The organism is Proteus sp. MB838 (genome assembly GCF_054767435.1).
The window spans coordinates 49,406-68,011 of sequence record NZ_BAABMO010000021.1 but is presented as its reverse complement, the minus strand read 5'-3'; the positions used below and the strand labels follow the sequence as shown (position 1 = coordinate 68,011).

At 38.7% G+C, this 18,606-nt stretch carries 15 protein-coding genes and 2 pseudogenes; 8 read left to right on the top strand and 9 right to left on the bottom strand.

Annotated elements, in window-relative coordinates:
- Positions 1-153, top strand: a pseudogene (ibaG, locus tag ACYUCW_RS10800) (BolA family iron metabolism protein IbaG); the annotation flags it as partial.
- A 48-nt stretch (positions 154-201) separates the two neighbouring features.
- A complete protein-coding gene (murA, locus tag ACYUCW_RS10795; RefSeq protein WP_004245292.1) occupies positions 202-1,464 on the top strand; it encodes a UDP-N-acetylglucosamine 1-carboxyvinyltransferase in 1,263 nt (420 codons plus the stop codon).
- Positions 1,465-1,547: 83 nt separating this feature from the next.
- On the opposite strand, the gene ACYUCW_RS10790 is transcribed toward murA, so the two are convergent.
- Both ACYUCW_RS10790 and ACYUCW_RS10785 read right to left on the bottom strand, forming a co-directional pair.
- Complete coding sequence (locus ACYUCW_RS10790) at positions 1,548-2,852, bottom strand: SIR2 family NAD-dependent protein deacylase (protein WP_049237054.1); 1,305 nt, start codon at positions 2,850-2,852, stop codon at positions 1,548-1,550.
- Complete coding sequence (locus ACYUCW_RS10785; RefSeq protein ID WP_049237052.1) at positions 2,845-3,756, bottom strand: hypothetical protein; 912 nt, start codon at positions 3,754-3,756, stop codon at positions 2,845-2,847. Before ACYUCW_RS10785 ends, ACYUCW_RS10790 begins: the two co-directional genes overlap by 8 nt.
- 328 nt (positions 3,757-4,084) lie before the next feature.
- On the opposite strand from ACYUCW_RS10785, the gene ACYUCW_RS10780 reads away from it, so the two are divergent.
- Entirely contained in the window at positions 4,085-5,134 is a 1,050-nt protein-coding gene (locus ACYUCW_RS10780; RefSeq protein WP_460408576.1) for a DUF2157 domain-containing protein, read from the top strand.
- 40 nt (positions 5,135-5,174) lie between these two features.
- Here the strand turns inward: ACYUCW_RS10780 and degS are convergent, their stop codons facing one another.
- The 3 genes from degS to zapG form a co-directional block, all read right to left on the bottom strand.
- Positions 5,175-6,245: an outer membrane-stress sensor serine endopeptidase DegS gene (gene degS, locus ACYUCW_RS10775; protein WP_460408574.1), complete on the bottom strand. Its 1,071-nt coding sequence runs from the start codon at positions 6,243-6,245 to the stop codon at positions 5,175-5,177.
- A 191-nt stretch (positions 6,246-6,436) separates the two neighbouring features.
- Positions 6,437-7,828 carry a serine endoprotease DegQ gene (gene degQ, locus ACYUCW_RS10770; protein ID WP_004248924.1) on the bottom strand — a complete coding sequence of 464 codons (1,392 nt, stop codon included), beginning with the start codon at positions 7,826-7,828 and terminating at the stop codon, positions 6,437-6,439.
- A 233-nt stretch (positions 7,829-8,061) separates the two neighbouring features.
- Positions 8,062-8,466 carry a Z-ring associated protein ZapG gene (zapG, locus tag ACYUCW_RS10765; protein WP_460408572.1) on the bottom strand — a complete coding sequence of 135 codons (405 nt, stop codon included), beginning with the start codon at positions 8,464-8,466 and terminating at the stop codon, positions 8,062-8,064.
- Between the two features lie 202 nt (positions 8,467-8,668).
- Here zapG and zapE point away from each other — a divergent pair, with 202 nt between their 5' ends.
- From zapE to sspB, 5 genes are all read left to right on the top strand, one after another.
- A complete protein-coding gene (gene zapE / locus ACYUCW_RS10760; protein WP_113976963.1) occupies positions 8,669-9,787 on the top strand; it encodes a cell division protein ZapE in 1,119 nt (372 codons plus the stop codon).
- A 449-nt stretch (positions 9,788-10,236) separates the two neighbouring features.
- Complete coding sequence (gene rplM, locus ACYUCW_RS10755) at positions 10,237-10,665, top strand: 50S ribosomal protein L13 (protein ID WP_004245285.1); 429 nt, start codon at positions 10,237-10,239, stop codon at positions 10,663-10,665.
- A gap of 15 nt (positions 10,666-10,680) precedes the next feature.
- Positions 10,681-11,073 (top strand): 30S ribosomal protein S9, encoded by a 393-nt coding sequence (gene rpsI / locus ACYUCW_RS10750; RefSeq protein ID WP_004245284.1) that lies wholly within the window; start codon positions 10,681-10,683, stop codon positions 11,071-11,073.
- A gap of 635 nt (positions 11,074-11,708) precedes the next feature.
- The gene (gene sspA / locus ACYUCW_RS10745) at positions 11,709-12,350 is read left to right on the top strand and encodes a stringent starvation protein SspA (RefSeq protein WP_460408569.1); all 642 of its coding nucleotides are present in this window, start codon (positions 11,709-11,711) and stop codon (positions 12,348-12,350) included.
- Between the two features lie 6 nt (positions 12,351-12,356).
- Positions 12,357-12,866, top strand: coding sequence for a ClpXP protease specificity-enhancing factor (gene sspB, locus ACYUCW_RS10740; RefSeq protein ID WP_004245280.1), 510 nt, complete (start codon positions 12,357-12,359; stop codon positions 12,864-12,866).
- A gap of 78 nt (positions 12,867-12,944) precedes the next feature.
- Here the strand turns inward: sspB and ACYUCW_RS10735 are convergent, their stop codons facing one another.
- From ACYUCW_RS10735 to ACYUCW_RS10720, 4 genes and pseudogenes are all read right to left on the bottom strand, one after another.
- Positions 12,945-13,970 (bottom strand): MerR family transcriptional regulator, encoded by a 1,026-nt coding sequence (locus ACYUCW_RS10735; RefSeq protein ID WP_004248926.1) that lies wholly within the window; start codon positions 13,968-13,970, stop codon positions 12,945-12,947.
- Between the two features lie 149 nt (positions 13,971-14,119).
- Positions 14,120-15,386, bottom strand: a pseudogene (locus ACYUCW_RS10730) (amidohydrolase).
- 14 nt (positions 15,387-15,400) lie between these two features.
- Positions 15,401-16,675, bottom strand: coding sequence for a C4-dicarboxylate transporter DcuC (gene dcuC, locus ACYUCW_RS10725; RefSeq protein ID WP_004245277.1), 1,275 nt, complete (start codon positions 16,673-16,675; stop codon positions 15,401-15,403).
- Between the two features lie 524 nt (positions 16,676-17,199).
- Positions 17,200-18,597 (bottom strand): FAD-dependent oxidoreductase, encoded by a 1,398-nt coding sequence (locus ACYUCW_RS10720; protein WP_026090455.1) that lies wholly within the window; start codon positions 18,595-18,597, stop codon positions 17,200-17,202.
- Between the last annotated feature and the right edge of the window lie 9 nt (positions 18,598-18,606).

Sequence of the window (18,606 nt, the reverse complement as noted above, 5' to 3'; positions counted from 1 at the left end):
GCGATGTTTGAAGGAATGAGCAGAGTGAAACAACAACAAACCATTTATGCCCCTTTGATGGAATATATCGCAGATAATCGTATTCACGCTTTATCTATTAAAGCCTACACACCCGAAGAGTGGAAAAGGGATCGTAAACTCAGCGGGCTTTAATTCAGTAGGTATACAGCGTACAGCAAAATAAAAAAGAGAGTTCTACAGATGGATAAATTTAGAGTACAAGGGCCTACCTGCTTATCCGGTGAGGTCACTATTTCAGGCGCAAAAAATGCTGCACTACCAATTCTGTTCGCTGCTATCCTTGCCGAAGAGCCAGTAGAATTAACCAATGTTCCTAAGCTAAAAGATATTGATACCACCATTAAGTTACTTAATCGTTTAGGTACTAAAGTCGAACGCAACGGCTCTGTTTTTGTTGATGCTCGTCATATCAACGAATTTTGTGCTCCCTATGAATTAGTTAAAACGATGCGTGCCTCTATTTGGGCATTAGGGCCATTAGTTGCACGTTTCGGACGTGGTCAGGTTTCTTTGCCGGGTGGTTGTGCGATTGGTGCGCGCCCAGTTGATCTGCATATTACAGGTTTAGAGCAGCTTGGTGCGGAAATTACGCTGGATGAAGGTTATGTGAAAGCGCGTGTTGATGGTCGCTTAAAAGGGGCACATATTGTAATGGATAAAGTGAGCGTAGGTGCCACTATTACCATTATGACTGCCGCTGTTTTAGCCGAAGGTAAAACCATTATTGAAAACGCGGCGAGAGAGCCAGAAATTGAAGATACCGCGAATTTTCTTAATACCTTAGGCGCAAAAATCAGTGGTGCAGGCACCGATAGCATTACTATTGAAGGGGTTGAACGCCTTGGTGGAGGCACCTATCAAATTTTACCAGACCGTATTGAAACGGGGACATTCTTAGTCGCGGCGGCGGTTTCTCGTGGTCGTGTTGTTTGTCGCAATGCTAAACCAGATACGCTTGATGCGGTATTAGCTAAATTACGTGAAGCGGGTGCTGATATTGAAACGGGCGAAGACTGGATAAGCCTTGATATGCATGGTAAACGTCCTAAAGCGGTGACTCTGCGTACGGCACCACATCCTGGTTTCCCAACCGATATGCAAGCTCAGTTTAGTCTTTTAAATCTTGTGGCTGATGGAGCAGGAATGATCACTGAAACGATTTTTGAAAATCGTTTTATGCATATTCCTGAACTTATCCGTATGGGGGCCCATGCTGAAATCGAAAGCAATACTGTACTTTGTCATGGTGTTGATAAGCTTTCAGGCGCTCAAGTGATGGCTACCGATTTACGTGCTTCTGCCAGCTTAGTATTAGCCGGTTGCATTGCTGAAGGTACGACGATTGTTGATCGTATCTATCATATCGACCGTGGCTATGAAAATATTGAAGCCAAATTACAGGGTTTAGGGGCTAAAATCGAACGTCTACATTCTAATGACTAATTAAGTTTAGTTACCCTGTTATCGTGATTAAAAACCATAGCACTTTATTGGTGCTATGGTTTTTTATTATTCATCAAGCGTATTTATAGATTTTTCACTAAGTTAACAGCATCTTGGTTATTAATGTTTTTGCTTACATAGTTTTTTAGCATGACTCTATTTGATACAATAAGCGAAAACCACTTACTTTCCCATGCTTTATAGGCGTGCCAAGAATATCCTATAGAATAGTCTTTACTCATATGATTCATCGAATGAAATACCGCTTTAAGATATATTTTTTCTAAGGATGTATCTTTTATTTCGATAATTGTTGCAAGATAAATTAGCCAATTTGCTAAATGAACATATTGTTCCCATGCACTATTTTCGCTCGTTAGTTTTATTTTTTCCTGTATTATTTTTTCTATCATATTCATTGCCTTGGCATCTGTCACAAGAACACCAAATGCAGCTAAGGACATAATTATTTCATAAAAATTATTTTCAACCTTGAGAAAACTTTTAGAAAAGCTGTGTTTTCCACTCAGTACTTTTTCGATATTCTCTAACGAATCTTCTACTCTTTTTTGTACATCTTGAATTTTTGAATTTAATTTATCAAAAAAGTCATGAATATCTAAATTATCAATGACTCTAATGCCATAACAATGAAAATAATACTCTTTTAAATAAGATTCTACTTTCTTTCTCGATACTAAAAACATAGAGGAACCAATAACATTTTCTCGTGAGAAATTTTTGTACTCATTAATAATTGCTTTAAGATTAGTGTCTCCAAGAGAATAGCCTAATATAACGATTGTATTTTCATAAATCATGGAGCTTATTTTCTTAGAAAAATAAGAGTTATAGTTTATAAATTTAAAATAATCATCAGAAGTAACTACCATATTACTAGGCGAATCAATAGAACCATGAACATGATAAATTTTTGTACTGGAAGATGCTTTTGGTATTGGTAAACCAGGTGCAAGAGATTGACATTTTTTTATTGGGATCATTTCTTCGATAAGTTTATCATAATTTGTTGTTATTATTCTTATTGAATTATTATCTAAGAAATTCTTTACATGCTTATTATCTTTTGATAAATGAATTTCTTTTATTATTTCTGCTATCTTTTCATGTAAATTTTCTCCTTTTTTTTGATATTCAATATAAATAACTTGAGCCGCTTCTTCTAAGCTTAATGGATTTTTTCCATTTTCGGGAAAAAGTGATTTTTTGACTTTATTTAAACCATCTAATTTATCACAGGCTTTTTCAAGTAAAGATTGCCAGCCAAGAGCTTTGTTATTCGTTAGTGCTTTAGAAAAACCGGTTCCTGTAAACAAACATAATCTATTTGCTGCCGCTGAATAGGCTATTTCATATATTTCATTCACTTTTTTTACCCCATGTTTTGTAATATAAGTATGTTAAGTCATCTAATTTGAAATTGATAAAATCACCATTATTCATTTTTACAGGTGGTAATTCACTAAATATAAATAAATAAAGAGGTTTTGGCGGTGTTGATAGTGCTATTTTATCTAATTCTTGCCGAGAGGTTCTTTTATACTCTGATTTATTTACAAGACGTTCAGAAATAAAAAATGTTGGCTTGCAAATTAAGTCACCTTTTTTCATTTTTTTATCAAAACGGACAAGGTAATAATTATCTATACGCTTAACCCAAGCTTTACCGAAGTATATTCGAGGTTCATCTACATATTCGCTTAGATCTTTTTTATCATTAATATAAATGAAGAAATCTCTTAAATGGATCTTTCCTTCTGCAATATTGAGAAAGAAATTTTTTTTATCGATAAAATCATTAACGAGTCCTGATAAACGCTTTTTTGAATGACGTGTTTTATTACTATTTTCGTCATCAATATTTTTTGTTTTTAAGCGTTTGTTGATGCCATCTTCCTCTTTTGATGAAGAGATATCATGAAATTTAGTTTTATAAGGTGTTGAGAGATCAAGCTCAACAATATCATCGAGAATAAAAGGAAGAGCCTCTGGATCTTCTTTCATTTTTTTTATTCTACGAAATTCATTTTCTTCATTGATCCCTATTTTACATGTATCACTATGTTCAGAAACAAATTTAAAATGAGGAACTCTTTTTCGTAATCGGTTTGGTTTATCAAGATTGGCACAAGTTACTTGGGCATGACAATCAGGTTCAGTACATTCAAAAAGATATTTTGATGTTATTATTTTTTTTGAAAATAAATTATCAGCTTCTTCTGCTGTAATATTTCTATTTAATTCAAGGCTTTTGGCTAATTCTATTTTCATTGAAAATCTCTTTTACGTATTATTTTTATATTTATTTTGTATTTTATTAAATGATAAATATCATATGCTTTTTTGAATTTCTGCTTAATGGATAAAAAATGTGCGCTGTGTAATGATAAATAACTATTTAGGATTATTCACCTATCAGTTAAGTAAAAAAATTAATATATATTATTTTTTATTATAACGTGGTATATCCATCATTCTAAATGAAATTAATAAAATAATACCTATGGTAATTCTTTGATAGCAGGATACAGTAAAGAAAGTCAGCCTGTGTTAGGTCATTCTTTATTAACCGCTTACCAATAAAAAAGGAAAAAACGCTATGCAGGTCACAAGGAAACAAGAGCGTGTTATTCGTCAAGCACTTGATCATTGGCAACAATCTGGTGAGCTATCAGCACAACAGCATCAACAACTAGAAAGTACATTACAACGCCTTCCCTTTGATTGGAAAAGATTGAGTCGCTATGCTTTTTGGATAGCTATTGCCTGCTTAATTATTGCTGCCGTTAACCTTTTTAGTGATACCGCATTAATTCATTATCTTATCGAATTATTTAGTGTCTCTGAGATTATGCGTGTGGTATTTCCTGCGCTTATTGCTGGTATGTTTTATTTTTGGGGCTTTAAACGCCAACGCAAAGAAATACTATGGCATTACAGTACTGAGTTTATTCTCTTTTTAGGGATATTATTTACGGCGGTTTTTCTTTGGCAACTCGGTGAGTTGTTAGATGATGGTAGTGGTAATATTGCGCCACTTCTTTTAATGGGTTGCATTATTTATGCTGTGATTGGCTTTATCAGTCGCTCTTCATTAGTGTGGTTATTTTTCTTATTAATGTTGGGCAATTGGTTTGGTGCTAAAACGGGTTATATGTCCGGTTGGGGCGCTTATTGGCTAGGCATGAATTATCCTATTCGTTTTGTGTTATTTGGCTCTGCATTATTAGCGGGATGCTATTTTTTGCAAAATATTTTAATGTGCCGTCGCTTATTTTTTATGACAAAGATAATGGGACTGTCTTATCTCTTTATTGCGTTGTGGATCATGTCTATTTTTGGTAATTACGATCCGGATACGTGGTATTACATTTCAAGTGTGCAGTTATTACCTTGGGCTTTATTATTTGCTGTTGTTGCTGTCATTTGTATTTATATCAGCTTAAAAACCGATGATGGTATGTTGAGAGGCTTTGGACTAACATTCCTTGGTATCAATCTTTATACCCGCTTTTTTGAATATTTCTGGAATAGCTTACATAGTGCAATTTTCTTTTTTATTTTGGCTATTTCACTGATTTTTATTGGACGTAAAGCAGAAAAAATTTGGCATGCCATTGAAAATAGCCGCATGGTAAATAAGCAATAATGTCGTGAATAACGAGGTAACTCGCGAAAGTTAGCTATGGCTATGACTCTGGCTGATATTCTGAAATTGTGACATCAACATTTATTTCATTACCATCACGTAATAAGGTTACCGGTAAAACGGTACCAGGACGTGTTTCTGCAATATAGTCCATCATCTCCATAGCTGATTTAGCCGGAGCATGGTCGATACTTAAAATGATATCGCCAATTTTCATTCCCGCTTTATCAGCAGGACTATTGGGCGTAATGCGGAAGATACGTAATCCTTGGATCTGTTTAATATCGGTATTTGAAGAGCGAATTTTAGGTAGCTCTTTCGCGGTAATACCAATAAAACCACGAATAACTCGCCCATCACGGATAAGCTTATTCATAATTTTTACGGCTAATTGTGTTGGAATAGCAAAGCCAAGTCCTTCCGCACTGGGGCGATAGCCATTGTAGGTGCCTGAATCAAAGGTCATGGTATTAATACCCACTAACTCACCTTCAGTATTAATCAGTGCCCCCCCTGAATTTCCTTCATTAATTGACGCATCGGTTTGAAGGAAGTTTTGGTAACGTGTTGGGCTTAAGCCGACACGTCCTGTGGCACTAATAATACCTTGTGTGATAGTTTGCCCAATATTAAATGGGTTACCAATGGCTAAAACAACATCACCCACATGAGAAATACGCTTACTATTGATGGGGATGGTGGGTAATTTTTCTGCATCAACTTTTAATACTGCAAGATCGGTTAAGGGATCTGAGCCAATCAATAACCCTTCGTAGAGATCACCGTTTTGCAAAGCCACAATAATTTGATCTGCATTATTAATAACGTGCTGATTGGTAAGAATATAGCCTCGCGGATCCATAATCACCCCCGCACCTAGCGAGGTCAGCTCGCGCCCTTCTTGAGAAAAGCTTCCCATTGTGCTGCTGTAGACATTAACTACCGCAGGTGCCGCACGGCGCACGGCTTTGTTATAGCTAAATGGGGTATTAAGAAAATCACCATTAATCAGGTGTTCAATAAAGATAGGGCGGATAGAAGGTACCGCAACCAAAAGAATGGCAGCTGTTAAAACACCAATCAAGGTAGATCGCAGTAGCTTGCTTAACATAAAAATCCTGTATTTATGTTTGAATAAGAGGATAGCGTCGTAAGTGTCATGAGAATAGCACAGTTTCGCTTTTGAAAGGATATGTCAGCGTAGAAAATCGTTTTTTAGTGATATGAAATCAAGAAAAAAACCCTATTACCGAAGTAATAGGGCAGAAAGGAACAAATAAATTAGATACTAGTAAGTGGGGTTTAACGCGAGCTGTTACGTAACAGAAGATAAATTTCTTCGTTGCCACGTTTAATGTTTAATGCAAGAACCGGTGGTTTAGCATCGATGGTTTTACGTAAGTCACCTAAGGAGCCAATTGGCATATTGTTGATACCAATAATAAGGTCGCCTTTTTGTAACCCCGATGCTGCTGCCGCTGAGCCTTTCTCCACAGAATCTACAGCAACCGCTTTAACTTGTTTGTTAACATAGTTACTGAGCGTTGCCCCTTGAAGTGCGGGAGAGAAGTTATCCGCTCGCGTTGCATCTGCTGATTGTTTCTCTAGTGTAACTTTGACATCCATTGGTTTTCCTTGGCGGATCAAACCAATCAGGATCTCTTTACCTGGTGGTGTTGTACCAACTTTTGCTCTTAATTCAGCAAAGCTATTAATGCGTTTACCATCAATAGAAATAAGGACATCACCTGGTTTTATACCGGCTTTAGCTGCGGAAGAGTCCGCCAATACTTCACTGACAAAAGCACCGCGTTGGGCATCAATTTTAAAGGATTTCGCTAAATCAGCATTCATTTCAGTACCGCGAATACCTAAAATACCGCGTTTCACTTCACCATGTGTAATCAGTTGTTGGCTGAGATCACGCGCCATATTACTTGGGATCGCGAAACCAATACCAATATTGCCACCACCTGGTGCTAAAATTGCGGTATTAATACCGATAAGTTCACCATTGAGATTAACTAAAGCACCACCAGAGTTACCACGGTTAATTGATGCATCAGTTTGAATAAAGTTTTCTAACCCTTCCAGATTTAAACCACTACGACCTAAGGCTGAAATAATACCGGAAGTCGCGGTTTGACCTAAACCAAATGGATTACCCACAGCAACCGCAAAGTCACCAACACGTAATTTATCTGAGTCAGTCATTTTAATGGCGGTTAAGTTATTGGGTTTCTCAATTTGTAGTAGGGCGATATCTGTTTGTGGATCGCTACCAATTAATTTGGCGTCAAATTCACGGCCATCATTAATTTGGAGTTGAATTTTATCGGCTCCATCAACAACGTGATTATTGGTTAATACATAACCTTTTTCAGCATCAATAATCACCCCTGAACCTAAGCCTTCAAAAGGGCGGATGCTTTGTTGTTGTGAAGGAAAATTTGGACCAAAGAAAAATTTAAACTCTTCTGGAACCTGCTGGCTTTGTACTCGAGTTCCAGAAACATGCACACTGACCACAGCGGGCAAGACTTTTTCTAGCATTGGAGCCAAGCTAGGTAGTTGTTCTCCAGATGGCATTACCGAAGGCAGGGCGGCCATACTGGTTGCCGGGAGAGTAGAGAGTGATAAACCAACACTCATCGCTAATGCGCTAAGTAGTAATTTTCTTTTTTTAGTCAACATGAATATGAGTCTCTTGATCTTGATATTGTTATCAAAAATATTTATTGCTCAATATGAGCTCGATGTTACTAAGACATATAGAAATAAAGGAAAGTTCATTGGTAAGCTATCAGTAGGGCTTTCTTTTACATGGATTTACAAGACAATAGCTATCTTTAAACCGTCCTATTAAATCATTAACTTTTTACAAAATAATATAAAATAAACGCCACAATAGTTGTGGCGTTTGTGTGTTAATCATCTTTTTTATCGGTAGGTCTAAATAATCCAGATGCCCCTTCGGAATAATCACGTGGCGGCATTTTGATCGGGGATTGATCATTGGCTGCCTCTGATTCATTTAACCGATAATTAAATGGGTTATCTTGAACAGGCATGTCTGGCATTAACTCATTGGAGCTTTTTGCCATGTGTTGATAAAGTTGGCGGTAGTCTTTCGCCATATTGTCCAGTAGTTCAGCACTTCGAGCAAAGTGGCTGACAAGCTCGTTGCGATATGTATCAAGTTCTTCTTTTTTAGTATCTAATTCTGCTTTTATAGCATCTTGTTGGCGCATGGTTTTATTACCATAACGCATTGCCAGTGCGCCGATAATAAGACCAACAACTAATCCAATCAGTGCATAAACCCAAACCATGGCAACTCCTTTTCATCTAATAGTGAGGACGATGGATTCTTATAACATCATAACCGCTAAAAGGCATGGGTGGAATAATATCCTTAAGCTTAATATGAAAATTCCTGTGTTACATCGATGTTAAAACAATTCTTACTGCTTATAATAGAGGCATTCGCAAGGTATTTACTTATGTCAAAATTTTAAGGATAAGAGAGCATCCATGACCGTTAGCACGCCATTATCACTTTATGAAACCGCGTTACAGCAGGGGGATTATCAACCTGATGAGGTTCAGCGACAAACCGTTCTCCATCTGGAACAGTTATACCATGCATTATTAAACCGGACATCACCAGAAAAAAGTTCTATTACTCAGCGGTTGTTAGGAAAGTTTCGTGCGAAAAAAAGCGCAATTGCCCCTGAGCGTGGTGTTTATATGTGGGGAGGGGTTGGGCGAGGTAAAACCTGGTTGATGGATATGTTCTATCAAAGCTTACCCACAGAACGAAAACTGCGTCTGCACTTTCACCGCTTTATGTTACGGGTGCAAGATGAATTAAAAGGCTTACAAGGGCAAGAAAATCCACTGGATATCATTGCTGACGGCTTTAAAGCGCAAACCGATGTACTCTGTTTTGATGAGTTCTTTGTTTCAGATATTACTGATGCGATGATTTTAGGAACATTACTTGAAGCGTTATTTGCCAGAGGTATTACTTTAGTGGCGACATCTAATATTCCCCCTGATGATCTCTATCGCAATGGACTACAACGAGCACGTTTTTTACCTGCTATAGAACAAATAAAAAACCATTGTGAAATTTTGAATGTTGATGCGGGGATTGATTATCGCTTAAGAACATTAACTCAAGCCCATCTATTTTTATCTCCATTAACAGAGCATAACCGCCAGCAAATGGATAAAATTTTTACTCAGCTTGCCAGCAGTAGTGAAGTTGTATTCGCGCCCACATTAACCATTAATCATCGTCCAATGGTAATGAGAAAAGTGGCTAATGGTGTACTGGCGGTTAACTTTGATACGTTATGTGTACAAGCGCGGAGTCAACTTGATTATATTGAATTATCAAAGCACTATCACACTGTGTTGCTTTATGAAATGGTGCAGATGGGGAGTAGAAATGAAGATGTTGCCCGTCGTTTCTTAGCATTGGTTGATGAGTTCTATGAGCGTAAGGTGAAACTAATTATTAATGCTGATGTTGAGATGAGCGAGATTTATCAAGGGCAATTTTTATGTTTTGAATACCAACGTTGTTTATCGCGTTTGCAAGAAATGCAAAGTGAAGAGTATCTTTCACAGCCTCATCTCGCTTAATTGTTAAAGAAACTCTGTTTTGATTATGGTAGGATGGCGCTCATTGTAACGCTTGATGCTATTGATTGTTATAAAAATGGCAAAACGGTACTTATTAAGTGATTACAATCGCTTTGGCAAGGGAGAATGCTTCTCTTCAGGTGGTAATAGTTGATGACAGAGATGGCGAGTAGGCTAACAAAAATAGCGCCATAAGGTATTTTTTGCTGAAATATTGAAAAAGAATCCAATTGTTTTTCAATTATGACTCGATTTTTTTTTCTGACTTCTCTATAATCTTGCGACCCCACGTTGCAGCAAGTTTTTTATTTCCCAAAAAACTCGCATTTTAGAGTCAGCAGTGCTACTCGAAGGGGTAGGTTTGCTGGACACAAGAGTCGTGTGAACCTCAATAGCATTTGAACCGAGTGTTCACCAACGTGTAACTAAACATTGGGTAATTTTCAATAATGAAAACTTTTACAGCTAAACCAGAAACCGTAAAACGCGACTGGTATGTTGTTGATGCAGACGGCAAAACTTTAGGTCGTTTAGCAACTGAAATCGCACGCCGTTTACGCGGTAAACATAAAGCGGAATACACTCCGCACGTTGATACTGGTGACTACATCATCGTTTTAAACGCTGAGAAAGTAGCGGTAACTGGTCATAAACGTACTGACAAAGTTTACTACCGTCATACTGGTCACGTAGGTGGTATCAAGCAAGCGACTTTCGAAGAGATGATCGCCCGTAGTCCTGAGCGTGTAATCGAAATCGCGGTAAAAGGCATGCTGCCAAAAGGGCCTCTGGGTCGTGCTATGTACCGTAAACTGAAAGTTTACGCAGGCGCTGAGCACAACCACGCGGCACAACAACCGCAAGTTCTGGACATTTAATCGGGATAATAGGCAATGGCTGATAATCAATACTACGGCACAGGTCGCCGCAAAAGTTCTTCCGCACGTGTCTTCATTAAGCCAGGTAGCGGTAATATCGTAATCAACAAACGTAGCCTTGAAGTTTACTTCGGCCGCGAAACAGCACGTATGGTTGTTCGTCAACCGCTGGAATTAGTTGATATGCTTGGTAAACTGGATTTATATATCACTGTTAAAGGTGGTGGTATCTCTGGTCAAGCAGGTGCGATTCGTCACGGTATCACTCGTGCACTGATGGAGTACGATGAGACTCTACGTTCTGATCTGCGTAAAGCTGGTTTCGTTACCCGTGATGCGCGTTCTGTTGAACGTAAAAAAGTGGGTCTGCGCAAAGCACGTCGTCGTCCACAGTTCTCAAAACGTTAATTTGTTATCTTTTAGATATCAATTTGATGTTGAAAAACCCGTCTTTACAGGCGGGTTTTTTTATTTTTAAAATTGTTTTGAAAATGTGGGGTTGTGGCCGAAAAAAGCATGGATTAAAAGCAGATCAAAAATACGTTTTTTTAGAGTTTAATCCTTAATATCTTTTTTTTATGATATTATAAACTTAGTTTTTGTGTATATTAGCAGAATGAATTGAATTATTCGCATTGTTCACCCTAAGTGACATGAAATCTGATAGAATAGCCTGCTTTAGTGTCTTTCTTTCGACGATTTCTTAATGCTGCATGCTGCCTATGGTCATTTTACTGTGGTTAATGTCCATAAAGAATTTGACAGTCATACCAAAACTATTATGACAAATTGATATTGTGATTGTTTTGGTATTGCTTGATTATGATATGTGCCGCAAAGACAAACGGTTTTTTGAACCTGTAAAATACAATTATCTTAGGATAAGACTATTATGCAGGTGGTACTCAATGTCGTACTCAATGAAGTTAAGTTATTTATAACTTTTTAAGTTAACGGCATGAGTGCGTTTGTCTTGTAGGAATGGGGGAATGGAAGATGCATAAGCATGTTTGTTCCTTTAATTGATTAACTTGGAGGTTTTCATGGCTGTCGCTGCCAACAAACGTTCGGTAATGACTTTGTTTTCCGGTCCGACTGATATTTTCAGCCATCAGGTCAGAATTGTCCTTGCGGAGAAAGGTGTCAGTGTTGAAATTGAACAGGTTGAAGCTGGTAATCTTCCACAAGATCTTATCGATCTTAACCCGTACCAGAGTGTGCCGACTTTGGTCGATCGTGAACTGACTTTATATGATTCACGTATTATTATGGAATATCTTGATGAACGCTTCCCTCATCCTCCTTTGATGCCAGTGTATCCTGTTGCTCGTGGTAGTAGCCGTTTAATGACGCATCGCATTGAACAAGATTGGTACTCTTTAATGAATGTTATTGAAAAGGGTAACGATCAACAAGCTAATGCAGCACGTAAACAACTCGCCGAAGAGCTATTGGCGGTATCTCCGGTATTTAAAGAATACCCTTATTTTATGAGTGAAGAGTTTAGCTTAGTGGATTGCTACCTAGCTCCTCTCTTATGGCGTTTACCTGTATTAGGCGTGGATTTAAGCGGTGCAGGTGCGAAAGATGTACAAATTTATATGCAACGTGTTTTTGAGCGGGATTCTTTCCTTGCGTCATTAACCGAAGCAGAGCGCGAAATGCGTTTACCTTCAAGAGGATAATAGAGCATGGAGATTAAGGATATGTCTCCGCGCCGTCCGCATTTATTGCGTGCGCATTATGATTGGATCCTTGAAAACGAGTTAACCCCCCACTTAGTGGTAGATGTTAATGTCGTGGGTGTTCAAGTCCCTATGGAATATGCGCACGATGGTCAAATCGTACTAAATATTTCTCCTTTTGCGGTAAGTCATCTTGAATTGATGCCGCATCAGGTACTATTTAGTGCAAGCTTTGGTGGTGTACCTCGTAAAGTGCGCGTACCTATGGCGGCTGTAATAGCAATATATGCGCGAGAAAATGGTGCGGGTATGATGTTTGAGCCAGAGCCAGCCTATGAGGAAGGTTATACACCATCATTGGTGGATGATGAGCAGCAAGACGGCAGTTCAGCTTCGGCCACTGAAGGACTGTCTTTAGTGAAAGATGAGACACAGGCTGAAAACCCATCTTCTCCAGATGATGATCCTGAGCCTCCTCGCCCAACAGGTCGCCCATCATTGCGTGTAGTGAAATAAATAACGTTTTTATTTTCATTGCATAAAGCCCGGTTAAATGCTGGGCTTTTTTATATCTATTTGATTTTTCAATTAACGCTATTTTTGCACTAGCAAACTAATAGCCGTAAATAAATATTGACCAATCTCAGGTGTCATCCATGTACCTTTAGCGATTTCATGATCAGTTTGATAAATGGTACGGATCTTGGCCTGAATATCACTATCACCCTGTGTAAACTGATTGAACATATTTAGCCACATCTTAGCGAGGTTTTGCACCTGCTCTGAATCTGCTTTTTCTCCGCAAGTGAGTGCATTATATAATCCAGAAATAAGCTCAGGCCAGACACTGCCAGCATCAAAATAGTGCTGATGTACTACGGCAAATTGTTCCGGAGTCAGATGAGGTTTAAAAACAGATAATTGATATTCGCTAAAGCCTTTAGCAACAAAATCTATCATCTGTTTAGTAATACCGGTAGCCGTCGCAAACTTATCATCAGAAATATGCATTTTATTTAAACGGACAAAAAAGTCGGGATTTCCCCCAGTATCTTGCTCTAAAGCTATCATCCACTCTCTTGAAACTTGCATCGCTTCATTTGAATCGGCTGATTTACCTTGTTTAATCAAATTATTGACAGTTGAAATACGCTGTTGCCATGCTTGGCTTTTTAATGTGTGCGCAGTATAGAGGGGTAACTGCGCTAATTCAGAATAAGTAAAATATTTATCGTACATAGACATCATCTCCAATAAAGAAAACCAGTCATGTTGCGTAAATGGAGTGCCTGTTTGTATTTGTTGTTGAACATGCTCTAGCTGATAACGCAATTTGGCAATTTGTTGCATTTGCGTGGTTAATTGGCTAATGCGCTCTTCAATTAAACAAGCTATCTCTGCACTATGACCATTAAGAATATGACCGATGTCTTTCAGTTTGACGCCAATTTGACGTAGCATTTGAATTTGCGTTAATCGCTCTATGCTTTTCATATCATAGAGTCGATAACCTGCATCGGTTCTTGCAGTCGGTTGCAATAAACCTATCTCTTCATAATGATGGAGAGTACGGACCGTTAATCCCGTCTTTTTAGCGATCTCTCCTACTTGAAATAGCATATCTTCACCTCCTGTATGTCATGCAGGTTAAAACCTCACGTAACGTAAGGGTCAATAGGTTAATTTAAATTTTTTTGTACGATAAAACAGCATAAAAAACGCCCTATAGTGATATAGAGCGTTTTAATGAGTCAATTAAATAAAAGAGATTATTTCAGTAATTCTTCTAAACACCCCGTGTAAAGATTTACCGCAGTCATCAGTTGTTGTTCATCAAAATCAAAGCCTGCTTGGTGATGTCCGGCAGTTCTATCGGCACCAACAATAAAGTAAAGAGATTTACCACCACAGCGTTGTACTCGTTTTGCTAACACCGTTGCATCTTCACTTCCGCCGAATGGACGGGTTGGGATCGCAGTGAGTTCTGGGTGTTTACCCACCACTTTGGCCATCACATCAATCAGTTCTTGGTCATTGGTTAAATCAACCGCTTCCCCCATCACTTCGCTTTCCATTTCTAATTGGAAGCTATGTGCGGCACCTTCTGCCATACGTACAGCATTGGCAGCCATAAAGCTATTGATCTCTTCATTTTCACCACGCACTTCGATTTGCATTTCGGCATTGGCAGGAGTGACGTTACGACCTTCACCGGCTTTTAATACCCCAATATTAATACGAGACATCCCCTTACCATGGCGAGAGATCCCCAGCATTTGTGTTGCGGCATGGCAAGCGCCTGCTAATGCGTTACGACCTAGCTCTGGCTCTGCCCCCCGCATGAGAAGGCGTACCTTTAAAACGGAAATCATATTTAGTGGTACATAAAAAATGTGTTGGGTTAAGAACGATTTCACCACTATTGGCGATAAAGCCTAAGTGTGAGCCTAAGAAGTAATTTGCATCATCAGCAATGCCACTTTCCGCCATTGCTCTTGCACCACGAACGCCTTCTTCTGCGGGTTGGAATAAAATTTTTACTTTACCGCTCACTTTATCTTTATTGTCGACTAACCAGTGAGCAACCCCTAAACCAATAGTAATATGACCATCATGACCACAAGCATGCATTTCGCCTGGATGACAAGAGGTGAAATTTTCTACCTGTGGACGATGTTGAGTCTCTGTTGTTTCTGTTACCCCAACACAGTCAATATCAAAACGCAGTGCAACAGTAGGCCCTGGTTTGCCACTATCGAAAATAGCGACACAACCCGTAAGCTCTTGCATTTCATCAAGCAGTGCTTCGTCAACATGGTGTTTTCTTGCTACAGCCAATCCTTTTTCAACCACCTGACGACGGCGTCCAAAAGCAAAGTCTTGGTTAATAACTTCAGGGCCGACTTTAACTTCTAATCCTAAGCCACGTAGCACTTTGACGATTTTGGCAGTGGTTAAAAATTCAGACCAGCCAATTTCAGGGTATTGGTGAAATTCGCGACGCCATTTAATTAATTGTTCTAGTGAAACTGACATAATCATTTCTCCACTTATAACATGAATAACGCAACAGCGATGACGCCGATAATCATACCCGGTGCAGTACGTTTTGCGATTTCCATAGGGTTGATATTGGCAAGACCAGCACAAACAATGGCTGCCCCTGCTAATGGTGACATTGTACGACCTAATGCGCCTGATAATGCTGCTGCCATACCCATGTCAGGAATTTCATAACCAAATTGTGCAGCGTGTGGTGTGACGGTTTCGTTGAAAGCAAATGCTGCAGCATCACCAGAGCCAGTAATAATCCCCATTAAGAATGGCCCTAATGTACCACCCCAACGGGCAAATTCAGGTGAGTGAGTTAAGAAGTTGATAAAGGCATCAATCAGACCTGATGCTTTTAGACCGGCTGCAAATACGGCTGCTGCGATAATGATCCCCAGCACATCCCCATAAGCATTACCCATCCCTTTAAAGAACTCTTTAGTAATTTGAGCCGGATTGGTTAATGTGATGATCAGTGCATAAATGGCACCAATTAACATTGCTGCTGGCACAGATAGTTTAAAAGTACTAAATGTTTCGAAGAAAGGCAGTATTAATAGAATTAATGGGATAAAAGGCGCAGTTGCATATAAATAATTAGGGCGTACTGCTTCTGGTGTTGCTTGAGAAGATGAGTTGGCGACATCTGTGGCTACAGAAGAGACTTTAAACTCTTTTTTCACTAAAGCGACAACGGCGAGTGAAACTGCTGCTATTGCTCCTGCCATTAAACTATATGGGCTATGGCGAGCGATTAAATCGACGACTTCCATATTGGCCATATTCGCCACAAAAGCGTTATGTGACATACCAGGGCTTAACATGGAACCGATAGTACCACATAACACCGCACCACCTGCGATTGCGGGGTGAATACGTGCCGCGATTAATAACGGAATAAGCGTTGCACCAACGGCCGCTGCACATCCGGCTGCTGATGGGATCGCAATATTAATAAAATAAGTGACGATCACTGTTGCTGGAATAAGAAAGAAACCAAGACGAGTCAGGACTTTTGATAAAACATGGACTAAGTGCATATCGCACTTGGTGTATTTCATCACGTAGGCAAAACCCATACTTGAACAGATAGCTTGAATTAATGATGATGAAACCATGCGATCACTAAATGCAGTGAAAGCATCGAGCGGTGTCAGACTTAAAATACATAACAATAAGCCGGCACCGATCAATACCATACGGGTTTCATATTTTTTTATTAGCAAATAGACCGTTACGATAATAACGGCTACGGCTATAAGTTGCATCACCATGGTGATCCCCTAGTTAATTATGACAATGTGCTTAATGAATAAAATAACCCAATATCAATAAGTTATATTTTTCGGTAAAGTTATCAGGTAATTCCATTATGAAGTTGCTAGGCTGACAATATTTGATTGTTATCAAGTTTGCGCACTGAAATAAAATCTATTTTTTTAGACTGTGATGTTATTAACAATTGCAGTCAAATAATGATGGACAAAAATTAGCGTAAAAGTTAAATAAAAACAGATAAAGTAAAAATTAGGAAAATAAATTAAATTAACTATAGAGCATAGATGTTATTTTTATACAAAATAAAACAGCTATTTTTTGTAGAAAGGTGTTGGAGGAAATTATTATTAAACAATAATGAGAATAATTATTAAAATAGTTGTTTTTAGGAGGGGATAATTAATATTTATAATAGTTAAAAATAAATTACCCCATTTTAATAAAACAGGGTAATTTATAAATAAAATTGTATTGTTACTATTTTAGTATTAAAGATAAGTAATATTGAATATTGCTAACTTTAACAAGATAAATAACGCAAGATCCCTTCCGCTGCTTCTCTTCCTTGTGCTATCGCGGTGACCACCAGATCGGAGCCTCTTACAATATCACCTCCAGCAAACACCTTAGGATTGGTCGTTTGCAAAGGTAATAGTGGATCATCATTAATAATAATTCTACCCGATGATGCGTATTGAATATTATTTTCATCTAACCACGGATAGTGTGCAGGTTTAAAACCAAATGCAAGAATAACCGCATCTGCGGATAATATATGTTCGCTGCCTTCTATATATTTTAATTCCCCGTTGGTTTGTGTTTTTATTACACGAACACCGATGACGTTATTATTAGCATCTACTTCAATATCAAGGGGTTGGCGATTAAATAAAAATTCGCCACCTTCTTCTTTGGCATTTTTTACTTCACGTTTAGAGCCGGGCATATTATTTTCATCGCGACGATAAACACAAGTTACTTTAGTGGCACCTTGGCGGATCGCGGTTCGTACACAATCCATCGCCGTATCCCCACCCCCTAGCACCACCACGTGCTTTTTATTGAGGTCGATATAAGGTGATTGGGGATCTTCTGCATAACCCATTAAATGGCGAGTATTACCAATTAAATAAGGTAAGGCATTATAAACCCCCATTGCGTTCTCATGGGCAAAATGACCACTCAAACTTTGATAAGTACCCAAGCCAAGGAAAACAGCATCATATTGCTCCGTCAGTGTTTTTAGTGAGATATCTTTGCCTATTTCTGTATTAAGACAAAAGGTTATTCCCATTTCGCTAAATAACTCGCGTCGTCTTACCATCAGCGATTTTTCAAGTTTAAAAGAGGGAATACCGAAAGTGAGTAATCCACCGATTTCAGGGTGTTTATCATAGACTACGGGTTTTACTCCTTGGCGGATCAGCACATCAGCACAAGCCAATCCCGCAGGGCCTGCACCAATAATGGCGACTTTTTTATCTGTCATGGTGACTTGAGACAGGGAAGGGCGCCAGCCCAGCGCAAAGGCGGTATCATTGATATAGCGTTCTATATTACCAATAGTGACCGCACCAAATTCATCATTTAACGTACAAGCGCCTTCGCATAATCGGTCTTGTGGACAAACACGACCACAGATTTCCGGTAAGCTATTGGTTTGATGAGAAAGCTCTGCTGCTTCTATTATTCGTCCTTCATTGGCTAATTTTAGCCAATTAGGGATATAGTTATGCACCGGGCATTTCCATTCACAATAAGGATTACCACAGTCTAAACAGCGATCGGCTTGTGCAGAGGCTTGCTCAGCAGAAAATGCCTCATAAATCTCGACAAACTCAATTTTACGCACAGCTAACGGTTTTTTAGTCGGTTCAACGCGATTTAAGTCGATAAATTGATACACATTCTGACCCATCATTTTTCT

Excerpts from the sequence above, each read along its gene's own strand:
- murA (WP_004245292.1), top strand. The coding sequence starts at position 202 with ATGGATAAATTTAGAGTACAAGGGCCTACCTGCTTATCCGGTGAGGTC.
- ACYUCW_RS10785 (WP_049237052.1), bottom strand. The coding sequence starts at position 3,756 with ATGAAAATAGAATTAGCCAAAAGCCTTGAATTAAATAGAAATATTACA.
- ACYUCW_RS10780 (WP_460408576.1), top strand. The coding sequence starts at position 4,085 with ATGCAGGTCACAAGGAAACAAGAGCGTGTTATTCGTCAAGCACTTGAT.
- degS (WP_460408574.1), bottom strand. The coding sequence starts at position 6,245 with ATGTTAAGCAAGCTACTGCGATCTACCTTGATTGGTGTTTTAACAGCT.
- degQ (WP_004248924.1), bottom strand. The coding sequence starts at position 7,828 with ATGTTGACTAAAAAAAGAAAATTACTACTTAGCGCATTAGCGATGAGT.
- zapG (WP_460408572.1), bottom strand. The coding sequence starts at position 8,466 with ATGGTTTGGGTTTATGCACTGATTGGATTAGTTGTTGGTCTTATTATC.
- zapE (WP_113976963.1), top strand. The coding sequence starts at position 8,669 with ATGACCGTTAGCACGCCATTATCACTTTATGAAACCGCGTTACAGCAG.
- rplM (WP_004245285.1), top strand. The coding sequence starts at position 10,237 with ATGAAAACTTTTACAGCTAAACCAGAAACCGTAAAACGCGACTGGTAT.
- rpsI (WP_004245284.1), top strand. The coding sequence starts at position 10,681 with ATGGCTGATAATCAATACTACGGCACAGGTCGCCGCAAAAGTTCTTCC.
- sspA (WP_460408569.1), top strand. The coding sequence starts at position 11,709 with ATGGCTGTCGCTGCCAACAAACGTTCGGTAATGACTTTGTTTTCCGGT.
- sspB (WP_004245280.1), top strand. The coding sequence starts at position 12,357 with ATGGAGATTAAGGATATGTCTCCGCGCCGTCCGCATTTATTGCGTGCG.
- ACYUCW_RS10735 (WP_004248926.1), bottom strand. The coding sequence starts at position 13,970 with ATGCTATTTCAAGTAGGAGAGATCGCTAAAAAGACGGGATTAACGGTC.
- dcuC (WP_004245277.1), bottom strand. The coding sequence starts at position 16,675 with ATGGTGATGCAACTTATAGCCGTAGCCGTTATTATCGTAACGGTCTAT.
- ACYUCW_RS10720 (WP_026090455.1), bottom strand. The coding sequence starts at position 18,597 with ATGGGTCAGAATGTGTATCAATTTATCGACTTAAATCGCGTTGAACCG.